At 67.6% G+C, this 15,075-nt stretch carries 13 protein-coding genes and 4 pseudogenes; 9 read left to right on the plus strand and 8 right to left on the minus strand.

Going from position 1 to position 15,075, the window contains the following annotated elements; genetic code table 11:
* Positions 1-22: 22 nt before the first annotated feature.
* A complete protein-coding gene (locus tag ACTRO_RS02725) occupies positions 23-643 on the plus strand; it encodes a phosphatidylserine decarboxylase (protein WP_034260909.1) in 621 nt (206 codons plus the stop codon).
* Complete coding sequence (locus tag ACTRO_RS02730; protein ID WP_084315914.1) at positions 627-1,385, plus strand: CDP-alcohol phosphatidyltransferase family protein; 759 nt, start codon at positions 627-629, stop codon at positions 1,383-1,385. Before ACTRO_RS02725 ends, ACTRO_RS02730 begins: the two co-directional genes overlap by 17 nt.
* A gap of 532 nt (positions 1,386-1,917) precedes the next feature.
* On the opposite strand, the gene ACTRO_RS02740 is transcribed toward ACTRO_RS02730, so the two are convergent.
* The 5 genes from ACTRO_RS02740 to ACTRO_RS02755 all read right to left on the minus strand — a co-directional run bounded on the left by ACTRO_RS02740 (position 1,918) and on the right by ACTRO_RS02755 (position 4,220).
* The gene (locus ACTRO_RS02740; RefSeq protein WP_034260913.1) at positions 1,918-2,451 is read right to left on the minus strand and encodes a hypothetical protein; all 534 of its coding nucleotides are present in this window, start codon (positions 2,449-2,451) and stop codon (positions 1,918-1,920) included.
* Between the two features lie 121 nt (positions 2,452-2,572).
* The gene (locus ACTRO_RS02745) at positions 2,573-2,755 is read right to left on the minus strand and encodes a hypothetical protein (protein WP_034260915.1); all 183 of its coding nucleotides are present in this window, start codon (positions 2,753-2,755) and stop codon (positions 2,573-2,575) included.
* 262 nt (positions 2,756-3,017) lie between these two features.
* Positions 3,018-3,398 (minus strand): Imm21 family immunity protein, encoded by a 381-nt coding sequence (locus tag ACTRO_RS02750; RefSeq protein ID WP_051450206.1) that lies wholly within the window; start codon positions 3,396-3,398, stop codon positions 3,018-3,020.
* Positions 3,399-3,408: 10 nt separating this feature from the next.
* A complete protein-coding gene (locus tag ACTRO_RS47910; RefSeq protein ID WP_169739804.1) occupies positions 3,409-3,567 on the minus strand; it encodes a hypothetical protein in 159 nt (52 codons plus the stop codon).
* 56 nt (positions 3,568-3,623) lie between these two features.
* Positions 3,624-4,220 carry a dihydrofolate reductase family protein gene (locus ACTRO_RS02755; RefSeq protein WP_034260919.1) on the minus strand — a complete coding sequence of 199 codons (597 nt, stop codon included), beginning with the start codon at positions 4,218-4,220 and terminating at the stop codon, positions 3,624-3,626.
* A gap of 92 nt (positions 4,221-4,312) precedes the next feature.
* Here ACTRO_RS02755 and ACTRO_RS50670 point away from each other — a divergent pair.
* Positions 4,313-4,630, plus strand: a pseudogene (locus ACTRO_RS50670) (hypothetical protein); the annotation flags it as partial.
* A pseudogene (locus tag ACTRO_RS49405) lies at positions 4,631-4,837 on the plus strand (DDE-type integrase/transposase/recombinase); the annotation flags it as partial.
* A gap of 219 nt (positions 4,838-5,056) precedes the next feature.
* On the opposite strand, the gene ACTRO_RS42625 reads toward ACTRO_RS49405, so the two are convergent.
* Positions 5,057-7,102, minus strand: a complete 2,046-nt coding sequence (locus ACTRO_RS42625; RefSeq protein WP_157435672.1) for a WD40 repeat domain-containing serine/threonine protein kinase — start codon at positions 7,100-7,102, stop codon at positions 5,057-5,059.
* A gap of 189 nt (positions 7,103-7,291) precedes the next feature.
* A complete protein-coding gene (locus ACTRO_RS02770) occupies positions 7,292-7,690 on the minus strand; it encodes a hypothetical protein (RefSeq protein ID WP_034260924.1) in 399 nt (132 codons plus the stop codon).
* A 126-nt stretch (positions 7,691-7,816) separates the two neighbouring features.
* Between ACTRO_RS02770 and ACTRO_RS02775 the strand changes: the two genes are divergently transcribed.
* A complete protein-coding gene (locus tag ACTRO_RS02775; RefSeq protein ID WP_157435673.1) occupies positions 7,817-8,677 on the plus strand; it encodes a DUF6292 family protein in 861 nt (286 codons plus the stop codon).
* Between the two features lie 716 nt (positions 8,678-9,393).
* Positions 9,394-10,623 (plus strand): SGNH/GDSL hydrolase family protein, encoded by a 1,230-nt coding sequence (locus tag ACTRO_RS02780; protein WP_051450208.1) that lies wholly within the window; start codon positions 9,394-9,396, stop codon positions 10,621-10,623.
* Between the two features lie 19 nt (positions 10,624-10,642).
* Here ACTRO_RS02780 and ACTRO_RS02785 read toward each other — a convergent pair.
* Positions 10,643-10,878, minus strand: a pseudogene (locus tag ACTRO_RS02785) (IS5/IS1182 family transposase); the annotation flags it as partial.
* 95 nt (positions 10,879-10,973) lie between these two features.
* Here ACTRO_RS02785 and ACTRO_RS02790 point away from each other — a divergent pair.
* The 3 genes and pseudogenes from ACTRO_RS02790 to ACTRO_RS02800 form a co-directional block, all read left to right on the plus strand.
* A pseudogene (locus tag ACTRO_RS02790) lies at positions 10,974-11,924 on the plus strand (IS256 family transposase); the annotation flags it as partial.
* An 88-nt stretch (positions 11,925-12,012) separates the two neighbouring features.
* Complete coding sequence (locus ACTRO_RS02795) at positions 12,013-13,044, plus strand: hypothetical protein (protein WP_034260927.1); 1,032 nt, start codon at positions 12,013-12,015, stop codon at positions 13,042-13,044.
* Between the two features lie 714 nt (positions 13,045-13,758).
* On the plus strand, positions 13,759-14,667 hold the full coding sequence (locus ACTRO_RS02800; RefSeq protein ID WP_211244066.1) for an IPT/TIG domain-containing protein: 909 nt from the start codon (positions 13,759-13,761) through the stop codon (positions 14,665-14,667).
* Positions 14,668-15,075 lie beyond the last annotated feature (408 nt).

Raw genomic sequence — 15,075 nt, forward strand, 5'->3', positions numbered from 1 at the left:
GGGACGGACGCGGAGGACGCCGATGGCGCGCATCGCGATCGCGCGCGGATCGGGGCCATGGTTGCGCAAAGCGGGAGCGGTCTGCTTCGCGCTCGTGATCGCGGCCGCGATCTCGGGAGCGCCACCCTTCGTGTTCGTTCTCGGCACCGCGGCGATGCTCAGTGTGTTCTGGTTCTTTCGCGATCCGCACCGGCAGATCGGCCAGGGCTGGGTGGCTCCGGCCGACGGACGGATCATCGACGCCGCCGAACTGGCGGACGGTCGGACCAGGCTGGCCATCTACCTCAATATCCTGAACGTACACGTCGTCCGGTCGCCGGTCGCCGGGACGGTCGTCTCGATCGAATACCGCGAGGGCGGGCGCCGCCTCGCCTTCGACAAAGAGAGCGAGCACAACGAGCGGGTGATCTGGCGATTGGGGACAGGCGCGGGCGAGGTCGAGGTCGTGCAGATCGCGGGAGCCTTCGTCCGCCGCATCGTCCCGTACCTCCAGGTGGGCGACGCGGTGGCCCGAGGCGGACGCATGGGCCTGATCCGCTTCGGCTCGCGCGTCGATGTCTATCTCCCCGCGGGAGTCCCGATCGCGGTGTCGATCGGGGACCGGACTCGGGCTGGGGTGACGCGCCTTGACGGCGACGGCTGAGAGCGATGCTAGACCGAGGTCACCGGAGAACGCTGAGGCTGGCCCGTCGAAGCAATGCCCGACTGCAGCGGACGCCGTCTCGCTCCTCAACGCCGGACTCGGCGTGGTGGCCTTTTGCTCAGCGGTAGAGCTTCGTCCGGCCGATCGGACCGGCCTGGCCCGGATCGCGATGCTGGTGCTTGCCTGCGTGGTCTGCGATCTGGTCGACGGCGCCGTCGCGCGCCGCTTCGGCGCCTCGCGGTGGGGAGCTACCCTCGACTCGGCCGCGGACGCGATCAGCTTCGGCGCGGTGCCGGCGATGCTGGTCCTCTCGCAAGCAGAGGGTTCCGCGATCCCGACGGCGTACCGGCTGGCCGCGTTGGTGTTCGGCATCGGCGCGATGCTGCGCCTCGTCCGCTTCGCCAGAAGGCCGCGGCGCGCCGGTGCGTTCGAAGGTCTCCCGACCACGATGGCCGCGGTGAACGTCGTAGCCGTGATGCAACTGCACCTGCCCGACGTGCCGATGTTCGCCGCGGTGCTCCTGATCGCCGGTCTGATGGTCAGCAGGCTGCCGTTTCCCGCTCTGCGTGGCACCTCCGTAGCCGTGGCCAGCCTGGCTGTTCTGTTGAGCGTGAAGATCCTCCTGCCTGCCGCCGTGCATCACCCGCTGCCGACCGCGGTGCGAGCGTGCGCACTGCTTGTCATCGCAGTGGTCTGTGGCGCCCCCCTGTGGAGCCTATGCGCGCGCCGCCGTAAACCGTGACCAGCCGACATGGATGGTCAGGGGCGCTCGCGCGTGGGGGACCGGAGGCCTTTCACGTCCTGGCTGAATACACGGCACACTACGACGCAGCCCGCCCACACCAGGGCATCGGCCAGCACGTTCCGAACGACGATCCGGACCATCCCATAGCGAAAGTCTTCGAGCTGGAGACCGCGCGAGTCCGCCGAAAACGAGTCCTTGGCGGTCTCAAAGCGAATATAAGGCAGCTGCATAAATATTCTGGGTAACCCCAGGCCAGAGGCCAGAATCCTATTTCCGAGTACGACAGGTCGGCGGCCGCATTGCTCCCAATCCCTGGGGCGGCGTGACTTCTCTCTTCAACACCGAAGAGCTCGATCGCTTCTGCGGCTGCTGGCCAGAAGCCAGGGCGGTTCAGTCGGCGGCGGACCGGCGGCTTGCCCGGGGTAACGAAGGTGGCGACGTGCGCCGATCGGGGTTGAGAGATTCCGACGGCTTCCCGCGTCGGACCAGGGTCAGACGCCGGGAGCCGTGGCCGTGGGTCGGGTGGGTCTTACCAGAGGCGGTTGAAGCGCAGGGAGGTGTAGCCCTGGCCGTCGGAGTAGATCTGGGAGATCGTGGCTGCGCCGACGGCGTTAATGGAGCGGGCCTGGAGGACGATGGTCGTCGGCTTGGTGACCGTGATCTGTTCGTCGATCGGTGACGTCTCGTTGCCTTCGGTCACGGCGGAGCCCGCGTTCATGTCGATGATCTGGTAGATCCCTCGCTCGCTCTGGGGCACTTCGGCGCCTGTGGTCTGGTTCCACAGCCGCCCGGTGATGTAGACGTTGATGAGCGGCGCGCCGGAAAGCCGTCCGCGTACGTTGGCGTCGAGGTCGTAGGTGCCGGCCCTGGGCAGAACGACCTGCAGGGGAGTGTTGGTCCACACCCCGTTGGGCAGATTGACCTGGGTGTTCAGATAGGCGATTCCGTGAGTGGGGGGAGGCGGGGTCGGGGCGGCCGCGGCGGTGGTCTGCGCCACCGCCGCGGCGGTGCCCGCGAGCAGGAGCGTGGTCAGGGCGCTGGCGGCGATGCGTCGGATCGGCATGAAGGTGTCCTCCTGAACAACCTGAAGGGTGGTCTGAGCAGGAGAGATCGTATGCTGATCATGGTTGTGCGCCGGGCGTGTCGCGGTGCGGCGTCTGGGTGATATTCAGCCGATCACACGATCAGCGCAGTGCCTGGTACCCGAGACTCAGCCGTGCTGCCGGGTGAAGGGTGCAGCCGGCCAGGTCCACGGCGGTGACGGTGCCGGTCTCGCCCGGGAGCAGGTCCATGAGCGCGGCCGGCGGGTCGGCCGGAAGCCCGGTGTCCTGGAACGCCCGGATCTCCGGTCCGATCGCGCAGGACATGGAGAATGAGATGCCGTTGTTTCAGCCCGCCTCGGCGGCCGTATCGCAGTGGACCGCGACGGCGAGGCCAAGAATTGGTGAAACGCCGTCTTCAAGGGGACATTGCACCGGTCGGCGGCGCTGTCGACATCCCGGGCGCAGTGGTGTACTGCGCCCCGTCAGGCCACAGGGCCTGCGCCATTCGGTCTGCGGCGTCCCGCGCCAGGCGGTGGGTAACGTGCTCTGGCGGAGTCAGGTATCGGAACTCTTGGAATGGGTCGGCTCAGGCGGCTTCGGGGCCCGTGAGTTGGACCAGGATGAGCCATGCCTCGTGTGGGATCTGGATGTAGCCGGCCCGGACGGTGTGGTTCCCGGCGGCGAGTTCGATCCGCAAGCGCTCTTCACCCTCGTCGATGACCTGGGCGTAGCTGTACACGGACTCGAAGAGCATGGCGGGGCCGGGAACGTCCCAGGTCAGTTGCTCGTCCCAGTCGACGGTGGGCAGGACTCGGTCCAGGAGTGCGTCGAGGTCCGTGTCGGGCTCGATGGCGATGGTCCGGATGAGCAGGTTGCGCTTGGGGTGGAATGTCGTGGCTGCAGGTTCGTCGCCCGGGATCAGGGCGCGGGCCGGTCCCACGTCGATCAGGCCGATGGACCCGTCCACGGTGAGCTGTTCACGGGCGTGTTTCCTTGTCGGGATCGATGGTGTTGCGGCGGCTGATTTCGGCAGCGTAGATGCTCCAGTCGCCGCTGCTGGCTCGTTGCCAGGCGACCGCGAGCGTGATGTGGATGCCGAGCATGCGGGCGAGCAGCCGTCCGCCGCCGGCGTACACCGCTTCGCACCCCATGCCGTCACGGCGGTCCGTCGGCGGGCGCCGCGCAGGGCCGTTCAGCGCCGGACCGTGTAGTGCAGGTGCGTCACCCGGTCACCCTGGACCACCTGGCCGGGGTTGTCGAGCAGGACGGTTCCGGCGTGGCTGCCGAAGAAGCGCACCCCTTCGCCCAGCACCACCGGTGCGACATCCATCGCGACCTCGTCGACCAGGCCTGCCGAGAACGCCTGGCCCCCGATGTCGCCGGCGGTCACGCAGACGAGGGCGTCGCCGGCGAGTTCCTTGGCGAGCGCGATGCCCGCTTCGACCGACCCGGCGGTGTGGAAGGGCGCCTCTGGGTGGGTCGCGAGCCAAGCCTCCGGCAACGGCCGATGGGTGATGACGACGACTTCGTCTCCAGCGGCCGGTTTGCCGTCCCAGCCGTTGGTGATGTCGAACAGGTGGCGGCCGATCACCGTCACCTTGATGGCGTCCCAGAAGGGTTTGACGTAACCCGCGGACGTCTGCGAGATGTGGAACGTCCAGCCGCTCGCCTCGGCAGACAGCTCGGTGTCTCCGTTGCCGTACCAGTCGAACAGCGGCCCGACCGTGTCATCGGGATAGGCGATATAGCCGTCCACCGATACGACTGCCTGCATGACGACCCTGGCCATATCCGCTCCTCACCCGACATCACTGTCCGTGCACAAGGCACCAAGCGAATCTCATACCCGATTATTCAGCGGTCACTGCGAATCAAGCGCCGATGCCGGAGGTCCCGTTCGGCGCAGCCCGGCGGGCGCCGCCGCCCCGGGCGGGGGGAGGGGCCGATGCGACCGGCGGGTTCCTGGGCACGCTCGAGGACGGGCGGATCCGGGACCGGGACGGCGCCGTGGTGTGGGACCTGGACGCGTACGGTTTCCTCGACCACTCGTGCCCGGCGAGCGTGGATCCGAGTCTGTGGCGCCAGTCGCGACTGGTGGCCGGACACGGACTGTTCGAGGTGGTGCCGGGGATCTACCAGGTGCGCGGGTTCGACCTGTCGAACATGACGATCGTGGAGGGTGAGCGCGGCGTCCTGGTCGCGCCGGACGCGAAGTGGTGCGGGGACATCACCTACATCCCGACCGGTGAATCAGGGTTCATGTACCTCGCCACGGTGATCGAGGTGTCCTCCGGGCGCCTGATCGGCTGGTCGATCGCCGAGCATCACCGAGCCGAGATCGTGCGCGACGCCCTGGCCGCCGCGGAGAGCCTTTTCGCGGCCTGCAAGAGAGACCGTCACCATTGACCGAACGCGGCCGGTTCGCCGACGGGGCCGAGGCCCGCCGCGAGACCTTCCGCTGGATCGCGTTCTACAACACCGACGGCACTCGGCCAGTTCCCGGCCGCTGACGGTCGCGGTTCGCTCTCTGCCGGAGGATCGGGGACGAGAGCCTCCCGGATATCCTCGGCGCAACCGACAGGCGGACCGCAGTATTCTGACGTTGATCTGCGAAGCCCTGGACGGTCAGGACTCGGGCGCGGTGAGGTGCCACAGGTAGGTGCTGCCGTCGGCGTCCGCGACGGCCACGGTCGTGCCGTTCGGTGAGAACGCCACGGCGTTGATTCCCACGCTGGGTGCGTAGTCGTGGTCGTCGAGGGTGGCGATGACCCGATCGGTCGTGGTGTTCCACAGGTGGGTTGCGCCGTCTCCGGCGCCGACGGCCAGTACGGTCCCGTTCGGCGCGAACGCCGCCGTGGTCACGCCTCCGAGTCCCGCGGCGACGGGATCGGCGAGAGTGGCGTCGAGTTTCCCGGTGGCCGTGTTCCAGAGGTGGATGTCGGTGCCGGGGGCGTCGCCGGGGGCGTTGCCGGTGGTTCCGTCGGGCGAAGGTTTGGCGGCGGTCGCCAACGTCGTACCCCGTGGTGCGAAGGCGATCACGCCCACAGCGGCATGGTCGGGATCGGTGATGGTGGTGATGACCCGTCGGGTGGCGGTATTCCACAGATATACGCTGCCGGCGTCACCGCTGCTCGCGACTGCGAGGGTGGTGCTGTCCGGGGCGAAGGCCACCGCGTACGCGAGATAGCGGTCCGGGTCGGTGAGTGTGGTCAGCTGATGGCTCGCGGTCTCCCACAGGCAGATGCTGGCGTCGCCGACGGTGTCCCCGCCGGCCAGGGTGGTGCCGTTGGGCGAGAATGCCAGTGTGCTGGTTCCGGCGCCGTTGAGGCCGGCGTAGGCGTGCGGGTCGGTGAGTGTGGCGGTGAGTTTCCCGGTGGCGGTGCTCCACAGGTAGACGTTTCCGGTGTCCGTCGTGGCGAGGATGGTGCCGTCCGGTGAGAACGCCAGTGCGCCAGCGGTCTGCTTGTCGGGCGGGGCGAGGGAAGCGATGCGTTTCCCTGTCGCGGTGTTCCACAGGTAGATGCTGCCGTCGTCGTCAGCGGTGGCGAGGGTGGCGCCGGTCGGTGAGAACGCGACGGCGAGCACGCCTTGATACGAGGAGTTGCCGCCCGGGTCGGTGAGCGTCGCGGCGAGCGTGGCCCCGTTGCTTTCCGTGTCGGGCGATCCGTGGAGGTTGGGGGTGGCTATCGCCGCTGCGGCTGCCACGGAGGCGAGGGCGGCAATCACGAGCGTCCTACGCCGTTTGGTCGGCCTCGGCTGTTGCGGTGGCTGATCGACCCGCAGCGTCTCCGCGGTGGTGCCGAACCCCTGGGAATCGGTGACCGTGTTCGGCTCAGCGCGCCCGGGCGCCGAGTGGTCGATGGCGGCGAGCCGGCGTATGGCGGATTCGGCGGTGGCGCGTTGGGTGGGGTCTTTGGTCAGCAGCGCCTGCAGGAGCGGGGTGAGCGTGCCGGTGTGTCGCGGTGGACGTGCGGGCCGGGTAAGCACCGCGATGCACAGTTCGGAGATGCTCTCGCCGTCGAAGGGCAGTGTGCCCTCGACGGCGGTGTAGAGGGTGACGCCGAGGGACCACAGATCCGATGCCGGTGTGGCTTTCCCACCCTCGATCTGTTCGGGGGACATGAACGCGGGCGTGCCGATCATCGCGCCGGGCGTCGTCAGCGCGGTGGCGGGTCCCAGCGGCCGGGCGATGCCGAAGTCGGTGATCACGGTGCGGGTACCGGACAGCAGGATGTTGTCCGGCTTGAGATCGCGATGGACCACCCCTGCCGCGTGTGCGTGGCGCAGTGCGTCGAGCAGCGCGAGAGCGAGCCGCACCGCCTCGGCCACGGACAGGGGCCCGGATTCATGCAGCCGGGTGGCGAGGGAACGACCCGCGACGTACTCCATGACGATTGCGGGCGACCCGTCCCAGTCGATGACGTCGTGCACGCGTACGATCCCGGGGTGGTCGAGCCGCGCGGCCATCCGTGCCTCCCGCGTGACCCGCTCGACCTGCGTCGCCCGCGCCTCGGGGGTGGCTCCGGGTGCGGGGGAGAGCTGCTTGATCGCCACGGTTCGGTCGAGAAGTTCGTCCCTCGCCTGCCAGACCGTGCCCATACCGCCTTGGCCCAATCGGCGGGCCAGGTGGTAGCGGCCGCCGATCCGGTCGTGATCAGAGCCCTGCGCCACCTCGCCACCTTACTGCGCGTCGCAGGGGACCGCGACCACCGGCCGATTCGGCCTCGGTCTCCGGTGAGGATCAGGCACGCTGCCGCTGTGGCGTCGGCGCGTTCCTGACCATCGGGATTGTCCTTCACACGTTCGGGCATGGCCGCGACGACGGGGCGGCGGCGAGGATCGCGGCAAGTCCGCCCGTGCTCACTTCCGGTTCGGGCGACGTCGCAGGCCGCGAAGCAGTTCCTGCCTCAGAACGCGGAAGAACAACGCGATCGGCTTCGCGACCAGCCATTGAAACAGCCACACGCAAAAGGCCTGGAAATCTCTCATGTTTCCGTTGTAGCGCTGTTTGTCGGGGACCGGTCCGAGAAGCTGGAGATGTGCGGTGGTCAACGCGGCGGCGCCCCTGATCCGGTGTCGTGGCGATGCAGCCGGTTTCCCGGACCCGGCGCGTTCGACGACGTCAGGATCGCGCAACGGCGCGCGGTGACGGTTGCGGATCTGGAGATGCGCGCGCTGACGGGCGCTCCAGGAGACGACCCGCACGTTGTGTTCTCGCCAGAATGCATCGGTGTCGATGCCGCTATGCAGGCCGGACACGCTGTCAGGGTCCGGCGCCCTCCCGTGCAGCCTTTTCCGGCAAGGTGGCATGGGCGATCGGCGCTTCAGTACGCGACATCTACTGCTCGGTGCCGGAACGCCGGCTATGTCAGTAGTCTGTTTCGCATGGAAGAAGCAGAAGTCCTCGAAGATGGTGAAGAATCCATGGACGAGGTGATCTATGCGGTGGGTCACTACATGGCGGCTGTCGCTGAGCAACTGCTGCGCAGCGGGATCGCGATTACGGACGTCGGAGCGTTCGCCCTGGTCGTCGACGAGCGCGACGGTGAAATCCTGATCGAGGACGACGTGTGCGGGCAGGTCGGGCTGGCACTGTCCGTCCAGGCGAAGATCAGCAGGTCTCCCGCTGAGGCGACCCTCGAGTGGGATGCGGTCTCCGGCTGGCGGCTGTTTCGCGCGTCCGCCAAGGACAGTCCGGAGGGCGAGGTGCGATGGCTGGGGAGAGGGCTTGTGCCCGAACCCGGTCGGGTCGAGTCGTTCATCCTGGCCGGGCAGATGGACTTCTCCACGGTCGGCAGCGACGAAGAGCCCGCATACCGGCTTGCGGACTGGGATTACACCATGCTGCTCGCTCGGTTGGAGCCCTACATCAAGGAACCCGAGCATGTCGTGCTCGGATGGCAGGAGCGATGGCGGAGTGTCCGCAGCGCGATGTACGCCGGCAGGCTTGTGGACGCGCTGCTGACCGACAGACCCGACCCGGTCACGGCTATCGCGCTGCGTGCTTCGGAGGTGCGGGCGCTGCAGATCGTGCTCGAATGCGCCGAAGCGGCGATGGGGCTGGCGGGGACCGGCGTAGTCGACGGGTTGGCGAGCGACCTCGCGAACAGGGCGGCCGACCCGTCAGGCGCGGAGGCGCACCGGCGTGGCTGGCGAGCCGCACGCGCGGCCAGAGCCCACAGCGGAGTGAAGGCGCCATCGACCCGGGCATGGTTCGAACCGTCTCCCGCGGTCAGATCCACATGACACCCGCAGAAACCATCGACGCGCCGACGACACAGTGGGAGCCGGCCGACACGGAGGTGTTCGTGGAACGGCGTCCCGACGGCGGGGGCCCGCTGCACCGCCTTGATCCCCTTCGCCCGGCCGGCCCCCGCCCGCACCCGGATCGCGCAGCACGGGCGCATGCCCGGCCGGGCGCGCTCGGGTTCCGGGCGTTGGACCGATACCCGAGCGCGCCAGCCGTGAGGCTGCTACATGGCGTTCCAGATCTGAGCCGGGTGTAGGTGAACTGCTGCTGGGTCCCGGCGCCGCAGGCCTCGACGTCGGCGAACGTGCTGGGTGCGGTGCTGCCGTTGGGGTCGTCCAGACACAGTCCGGATGCCGAGTTTAGGTAGGACTGAGTGCTCACCGGCTCCGCCGGCACCGTCTCGACCTGGTCGATCTGGTACTGGCCGGCATCGAGATTCGCGTTGTTGATCTTCAGTCGAAGTGCTGCCTCCACCGAGTGGGCGAGCGCGTCGCCCAAGGGGGGCCGACGACGGGCGGGCCACGGGTCCGGCGTCAGAGGGCTGATGGGTTCGGGACCGTTCCGGAGAGACGAACGGCAAAGGATTGTCCCGGCACCTGGCCGGGTGGCGCGCGGGCTGTCATCGTGTGCCGCGTACACCACCGTGTACGTCACCCAGGCCACCCAGCCCACCCGGACTCCGACGGGTCACCCCCACAGAAGGTCGTCTCCCATGCGTCCAAGACCACACCGGTCGCTCCGCATCCTGCTGTCCCTCGCCACGGTCGTCTCGCTGTGCACCGCGGGCGCCGCGGTGGCCGCCGCCCCCGCGTTCGCCGACGGGCCCGGTTCCGGTTCGCCGTGGGTGGTGAGCGTCGGCGACTCCTACATCTCCGGGGAGGCGGGCCGCTGGGCGGGCAATTCCAACGACGGGGAGAGCCTGATCGACGCGCTCGGCCCCACCGCGTACGACGACAACCCGGCCGGCAACGCGGAGAGCATCTCCGGCTGCCACCGGTCGAAGTCGGCCGAGATCTACCTCGGCGGCGGCGTGAACGGCGAGAACCTCGCCTGCTCCGGCGCCGAGACCTCGACCTACGTCGACTCCGGCGACTTCAAGCCGGGCCTCGACTTCTACAGCGACTCCTCCGGCAACCAGGGCCAGGCGCTGATGCTGCAGAACTTCGCGGCCACCCACAACGTGAAGATGGTCGCGGTCTCGATCGGCGGCAACAACTTCAACTTCGCCTCGATCGTCGAGGACTGCGTCGAGGACTTCCTGCTCTCCCCGTCCTGGTGGCCGGACTACTGCAGCGACGACTCCTCGGTGACGAAGAATTTCACCACCAGCAACGTCAACGCGCAGATCGCCGCGATCAAGACCGCCCTGCTGAACGTGCACCAGGCGATGGCCAACGACGGATACGCGGACTCGAGCTACTCGATCGTCGTGCAGAACTACCCGTCGCCGATCCCGAACGGCTCCGGATTCCGCTACTCGCAGTCCGGCTACACCCGGCAGGACACCGGCGGCTGCGGCTTCTGGAACACGGACGCGAACTGGGCCAACGGCGCCGCGCTGCCGACCATCGACAACGCCGTGTTCACGGCGGCCGCGCAGACCGGGCTGGGCAACGTCCACACCATGGACATCAGCTCGGCCTTCAACGGCCGGCGGCTGTGCGAGAACACGGTCGGCCTGATCGAGGAGGAGGGCCTGTCGAGCTGGCGGAGTACGGGTGCTGAGAACGTGACGGAGTGGGTCAACCAGATCCGCACCGTCTCGACGATCGGCAGTGACTACTACATCCAGGAGTCCCTGCACCCGAACTACTGGGGGCAGCTCGCCCTGCGCGACTGCCTGCGCCAGGCCTACAACGGCGGCGCCGTGCGCAGCGGCGCGTGCAACATCGCGGGCAACGGACTCGACAGCCAGGGCGAGCCGTTGATGACACTGCACTAGGAGCTGTGCGGAGTCTAGATCATGTGGCTGGGGTGAGTGTCTTCAGCCACATGATCGATCCTCGGAGGGGAGTCCGGCTTGGTAGCCTTCTGGACTCTTGTCATATCTGGTGGCCAGCCCGCGCCACGTCTTGAGCCGCTGGAAGTAGCGTTCGACTGTGTTGCGCTGGTCGGCCTTGTCCGGGATGACGGCGGTGATCCCGCGTCGCCGCAGGTAGGTGCGGTTGGACCTCGAGGAGTACGCCTCGCGACCTGCCGAGAGCAATATCGTGTACTGCGTGCCGCTGGCGATCAACAACACCACCAGAAGCAAGACCCCTACTGGCCCTCGGCGCAGCTCGCTCACGAACTCCGCCGTGGGCCCGCAAGCCCCCGAAGATCGCTGAGGTACTGCCGCTGCTCTACCTGCACGGCCTGTCCACCGGCGACTTCGTCCCGGCGCTCGAGCAGTTCCTCGGCTCGGCCGCCGGACTCTCGCCGGCCACCGTCACCCGGCTGACCGTTCAGTGGCAGGCGGAGAACGCCGCCTTCCTGGAACGCGACCTGTTACAGCTCGACTACGTTTACGTCTGGGCAGACGGTGTGCACCTGCGCATACGCCTGGGCGAGAGCAAAGCCTGCGTGCTGGTGTTGATCGGGGTGCGCGCCGACGGCACAAAGGAGCTGATCGCGATGGACGAGGGCTACCGCGAGTCCGGCGAGTCCCGGGCCGCTCTCCTTCGCGACTGCGCCCGACTCGGGATGCGGGCCCCGGTCTTCGCGGTCGGTGACGGGGCACTCGGCTTCTGGAACGGCCTGCGCGAGGTGTTCCCCGAGACTCGGGAACAGCGCTGCTTGGTACATAAAACAGCGAATATACTGGACGCGCTGCCGAAGTCCGCGCAGCCGGCGGCGAAGAAGGCGCTGGCCGAGATCCGGGTCGCCGAGGACAAAGAGCATGCTCAGGCCGCGATCCGCGCGTTCGACAAGGCGTACGGCGCGAAGTTGCCCAAGGCCGTCAAGAAGGTCACCGACGACGTAGACGTGCTGCTGGCGTTCTATGAATACCCTGCTGAGCACTGGATCCACTTGCGGACTACGAACCCGATCGAGTCGCCCTTCTCGACCGTGCAGTTGCGCACCAAGGTCACCCGCGGCGCGGGCTCCCGCACCGCGGCGCCGGCCATGGCGTTCAAGCTCATCGAATCAGCGCAGGCCCGCCGGCGCGCCGTGAACGCGCCCCACCTGGTCGCCCTGGTGCGCGCCGGAGCCAGGTTCGAGCGCGGCGTGCTGGTCGAACGCGACGAACTCCACGCGGCCTGAAGGTCACCGTCGCCGCTGCAACCACCGTGCTTGCAGCCGAGTCTTGGTAGTAACCCGTGCCAGTGACCGCCAACAGGTGGAGGATGAATTGTCCGAGCATCAGGATCACAGCAGCGCGGCACTGATCGCCGGCGCACGGACGGGGCGGCCGTCCGAGTGGGTGGCGGGGTTGTTACTGGCCCTGGTTCTGACCTGGGGTGCGCTGATCGCGATAGCGGCGCTGGCATTCGGAATGTCCATTGATTCGGCATTCCCCGGGGACATCGGCCTGATCGCGGCGGCCGGTGTGGCGATAGTCGGACTCGGGCTGGGCCTTGCTGTGGGCTGTCGGCTGGCGGTTCCGCTGCTGCAGTATGGCTTTGGGGACGCTCCGGCGACCTTCGGGCTGCCGAGCCGGTCGCGCCGCCTGCAGATGGCCGGACCCGTGGCCGGCATGGTCGTGGTCGATGCGGCCGCGATGTGGGCGCTCTCGGCGGTACTCCCGTTTCGCTTCGGACTGCTCAGCTGCCTGTATTACTGCCTGCCCGGCGTGCTTCTGGCCTGCTTGGCCGCACCGCGCTCCAAGGGCAGGCTGCTGATATTCGGCGTGATCCTGGTGACCGGAGTAGCGCTCGCCCTGCCCGTCAGGGCTTTGCAGAACGGCATTGCCGCCCAGCTGTGGCTCAGCGACAGCGGAGTGTCGGTGCGCGCCCAAGCGCAGGTCGTAGTCCTGCCAGGGCTCGTACAAGAGCCCTACACGATCGACAGCGGAACCCTCATCGCCCAGTTCGACACCGTTGAGGACGGGCTGAGCCAATGGGCCGCCGTCGAGACGGTCACCGCCAAGAAGACCGACCCGTGCGCTCCGGTACTCGTCGCAGAAGGCGACGCGGACGGGACCGAGTCGCTCTCCTGCACGCAGGTCAGCCCTGGCCTGTGGCTGCGCGGAAGCCAACTCGAGCAGGGAATCGGATATGTCCTGGAGCGCGACGGCGTGACCATCACCGTCACTGCCGGGATGAACCTCGACACCAACGCGCTTCGTCAGGCGGTTCTAGCGGCTCATCCCGCCTCCGACGCCGAACTCTGGCCGCGGGAAGACTCCACAAGGTACTCGCTCATGGGCCTGCTTCTGCTGTAACGCGCCATGACGTCAGGCAGGACGCGACGACATAGAACCTCAATCGACGGGCCGCCGACCAAGCCGAGCTCAACAGAACTCATCCGGACCCGACCCACAGCCGCCCTGTGAAAGCAACGCGTCCACAGCTCTTGACAATAGCTCATCCGGCGGCGTGGAAACGGGTCAACGCGTTAGTGTCGTTGACGTCAGTCGCGGTCGGCTGAATACCGTTCCGTGCTGTTCTCGATGCAGAGCGGGATTCTCCGGGCGCTGCTCCCACGGCGCTCCCTGCTCCCACAGTTATGGGAGCAGGTACAAGTAAAGCCAATGATTACCTTTCGGTAACACATGGGCCTGACCTGCATACTTCGCGGTGGGCGATACTGGGATCGAACCGCGTGTCAGATTTCTTCGCTGGAAGCCGCTGAACTGCGAGTATTTCTCGACGACCGGAGCCGCGAAGAGTGTTGGCGGGTTGCTGACAGTTCGTCGGGAGCACGGCGAGGCTGCTTCCTGCTCCCAACGGGAGATGGTCTGTGTGAACTCTTTGAACGACCGAGTGTGAGACGAGCCGACACCCGCGTCGCTCCCAATCCCTGGGAGCAGTTTGACCTCTTCGGACTCTCCGAAGTGGCAGCGTATGCCGGGTTCCGTTCACGCTTTCGGGCTTGGCACCGTGTCGGCACGGGCAGCCTGAACTGCGGTGCAATCAAGAGCTGTGGACTGATCCCGGTGCGGTTCAGAACCGGGCTCGCGAGCTTCGCGACCTACCTCGATACGCTTCCCCTCAGCGCCGTGCGTTGCTTCAACGCGTGGGACGCGGTTCCGCTCGCCTGGAACAACCTGGGAGAGGTGAAGCAGGACAAGTGGTACCCGTCGCCCGGTCCGGCGGGCAACACCACCGTGCACGAACTGTTCGCAGTCCTCGACGGGCTCCGGAAGGGAAACGCCTACGTGCAGCCCGGTGGCGGGCAGCAGCTGCCGCTCGACGGCGCCTACTCCACGCTCGACTCGGCACTGACGAACAGCACGACGGCGGACTTCCTGGGACAGGTGGCATTCCAGCACGCCAACAACACCTACCTCGGCCTGCTCGGAGCCTCGTTGCTGCCGTCCGGCGGACCGGTGGTGAAGAGTGTCGCTCCCACCTACGGCGAGAGCGGAAGCACGGTCGTCGTCAATGGCTACGGCTTCAACCCGGGCTGCGCTCTCGACTTCGGGCCCATCCCGTGCCACGAGTTCACCATCGACCCACAAGGCGACATCGTCGCGACGGTGCCGGGCGGTGTCGGAATCGTGGACGTCCGGGTCACCACGGTCTGGGGCACCTCGCCCGTGGTGCCGCTCGGGCAGTTCGCCTACGGCGGGCCGGCGCCCGTGGTGGTCACTGCGGTCGATCCGACCAGCGGGAAGGCGGGGACCACGGTCACGATCACCGGTTCGGGCTTCCCGGAGAAGAACGTGGGGGTGATGTTCAAGGATCAGGCGTCGAAGTCGGTCTCCTGGGTCTCGGATACCGAGCTCAAAGCCACCGCGCCCCTGCAGGCCGACGACAAGCAGGCGGTGGACGTGACCGTGAAGGTCGGCGAAATCGCCTCGCCCACCAGTCCGGCCGACGAGTACACCTACACAGGTCTCTGAGTCGCCGCTCTGCCGCGCCGGCTGTACGTTCAGGCTGCATCAGCGGCGAGACAGGTGACCGCTTTCCCGGCAGCCGTCTTCGGACTCGGACTGGCGGCCGGCAGAGCGGACGGCGGTATCGCCGACCGCGGCGGTGACAGCTTCACGGCAGATACCGAGGCCCCCGCACGACGGCGGGCTGGTCGCGAGGGGGAGTCCTGCATGATCCGTTGCAGCGCGTAGATCCCGCCGATCCGACTCTTCTCGGTACCCGAACCTAAGTTCGTTACTGCGGCGTTGAAGGGGTCAGTGAATCGAGCTCGGCCAGCACAGCGGTGATGGTCGATGCGATCCGGAGAAGCGTCCTGATCTCTGAGAACCCATCAATCTGCGGCGTCGAAAATCAACGCGCCATCGTCCCCGCCAAGC

The sequence above is a fragment of the Actinospica robiniae DSM 44927 genome (genome assembly GCF_000504285.1).
In the GTDB taxonomy this organism is placed as follows: domain Bacteria; phylum Actinomycetota; class Actinomycetes; order Streptomycetales; family Catenulisporaceae; genus Actinospica; species Actinospica robiniae.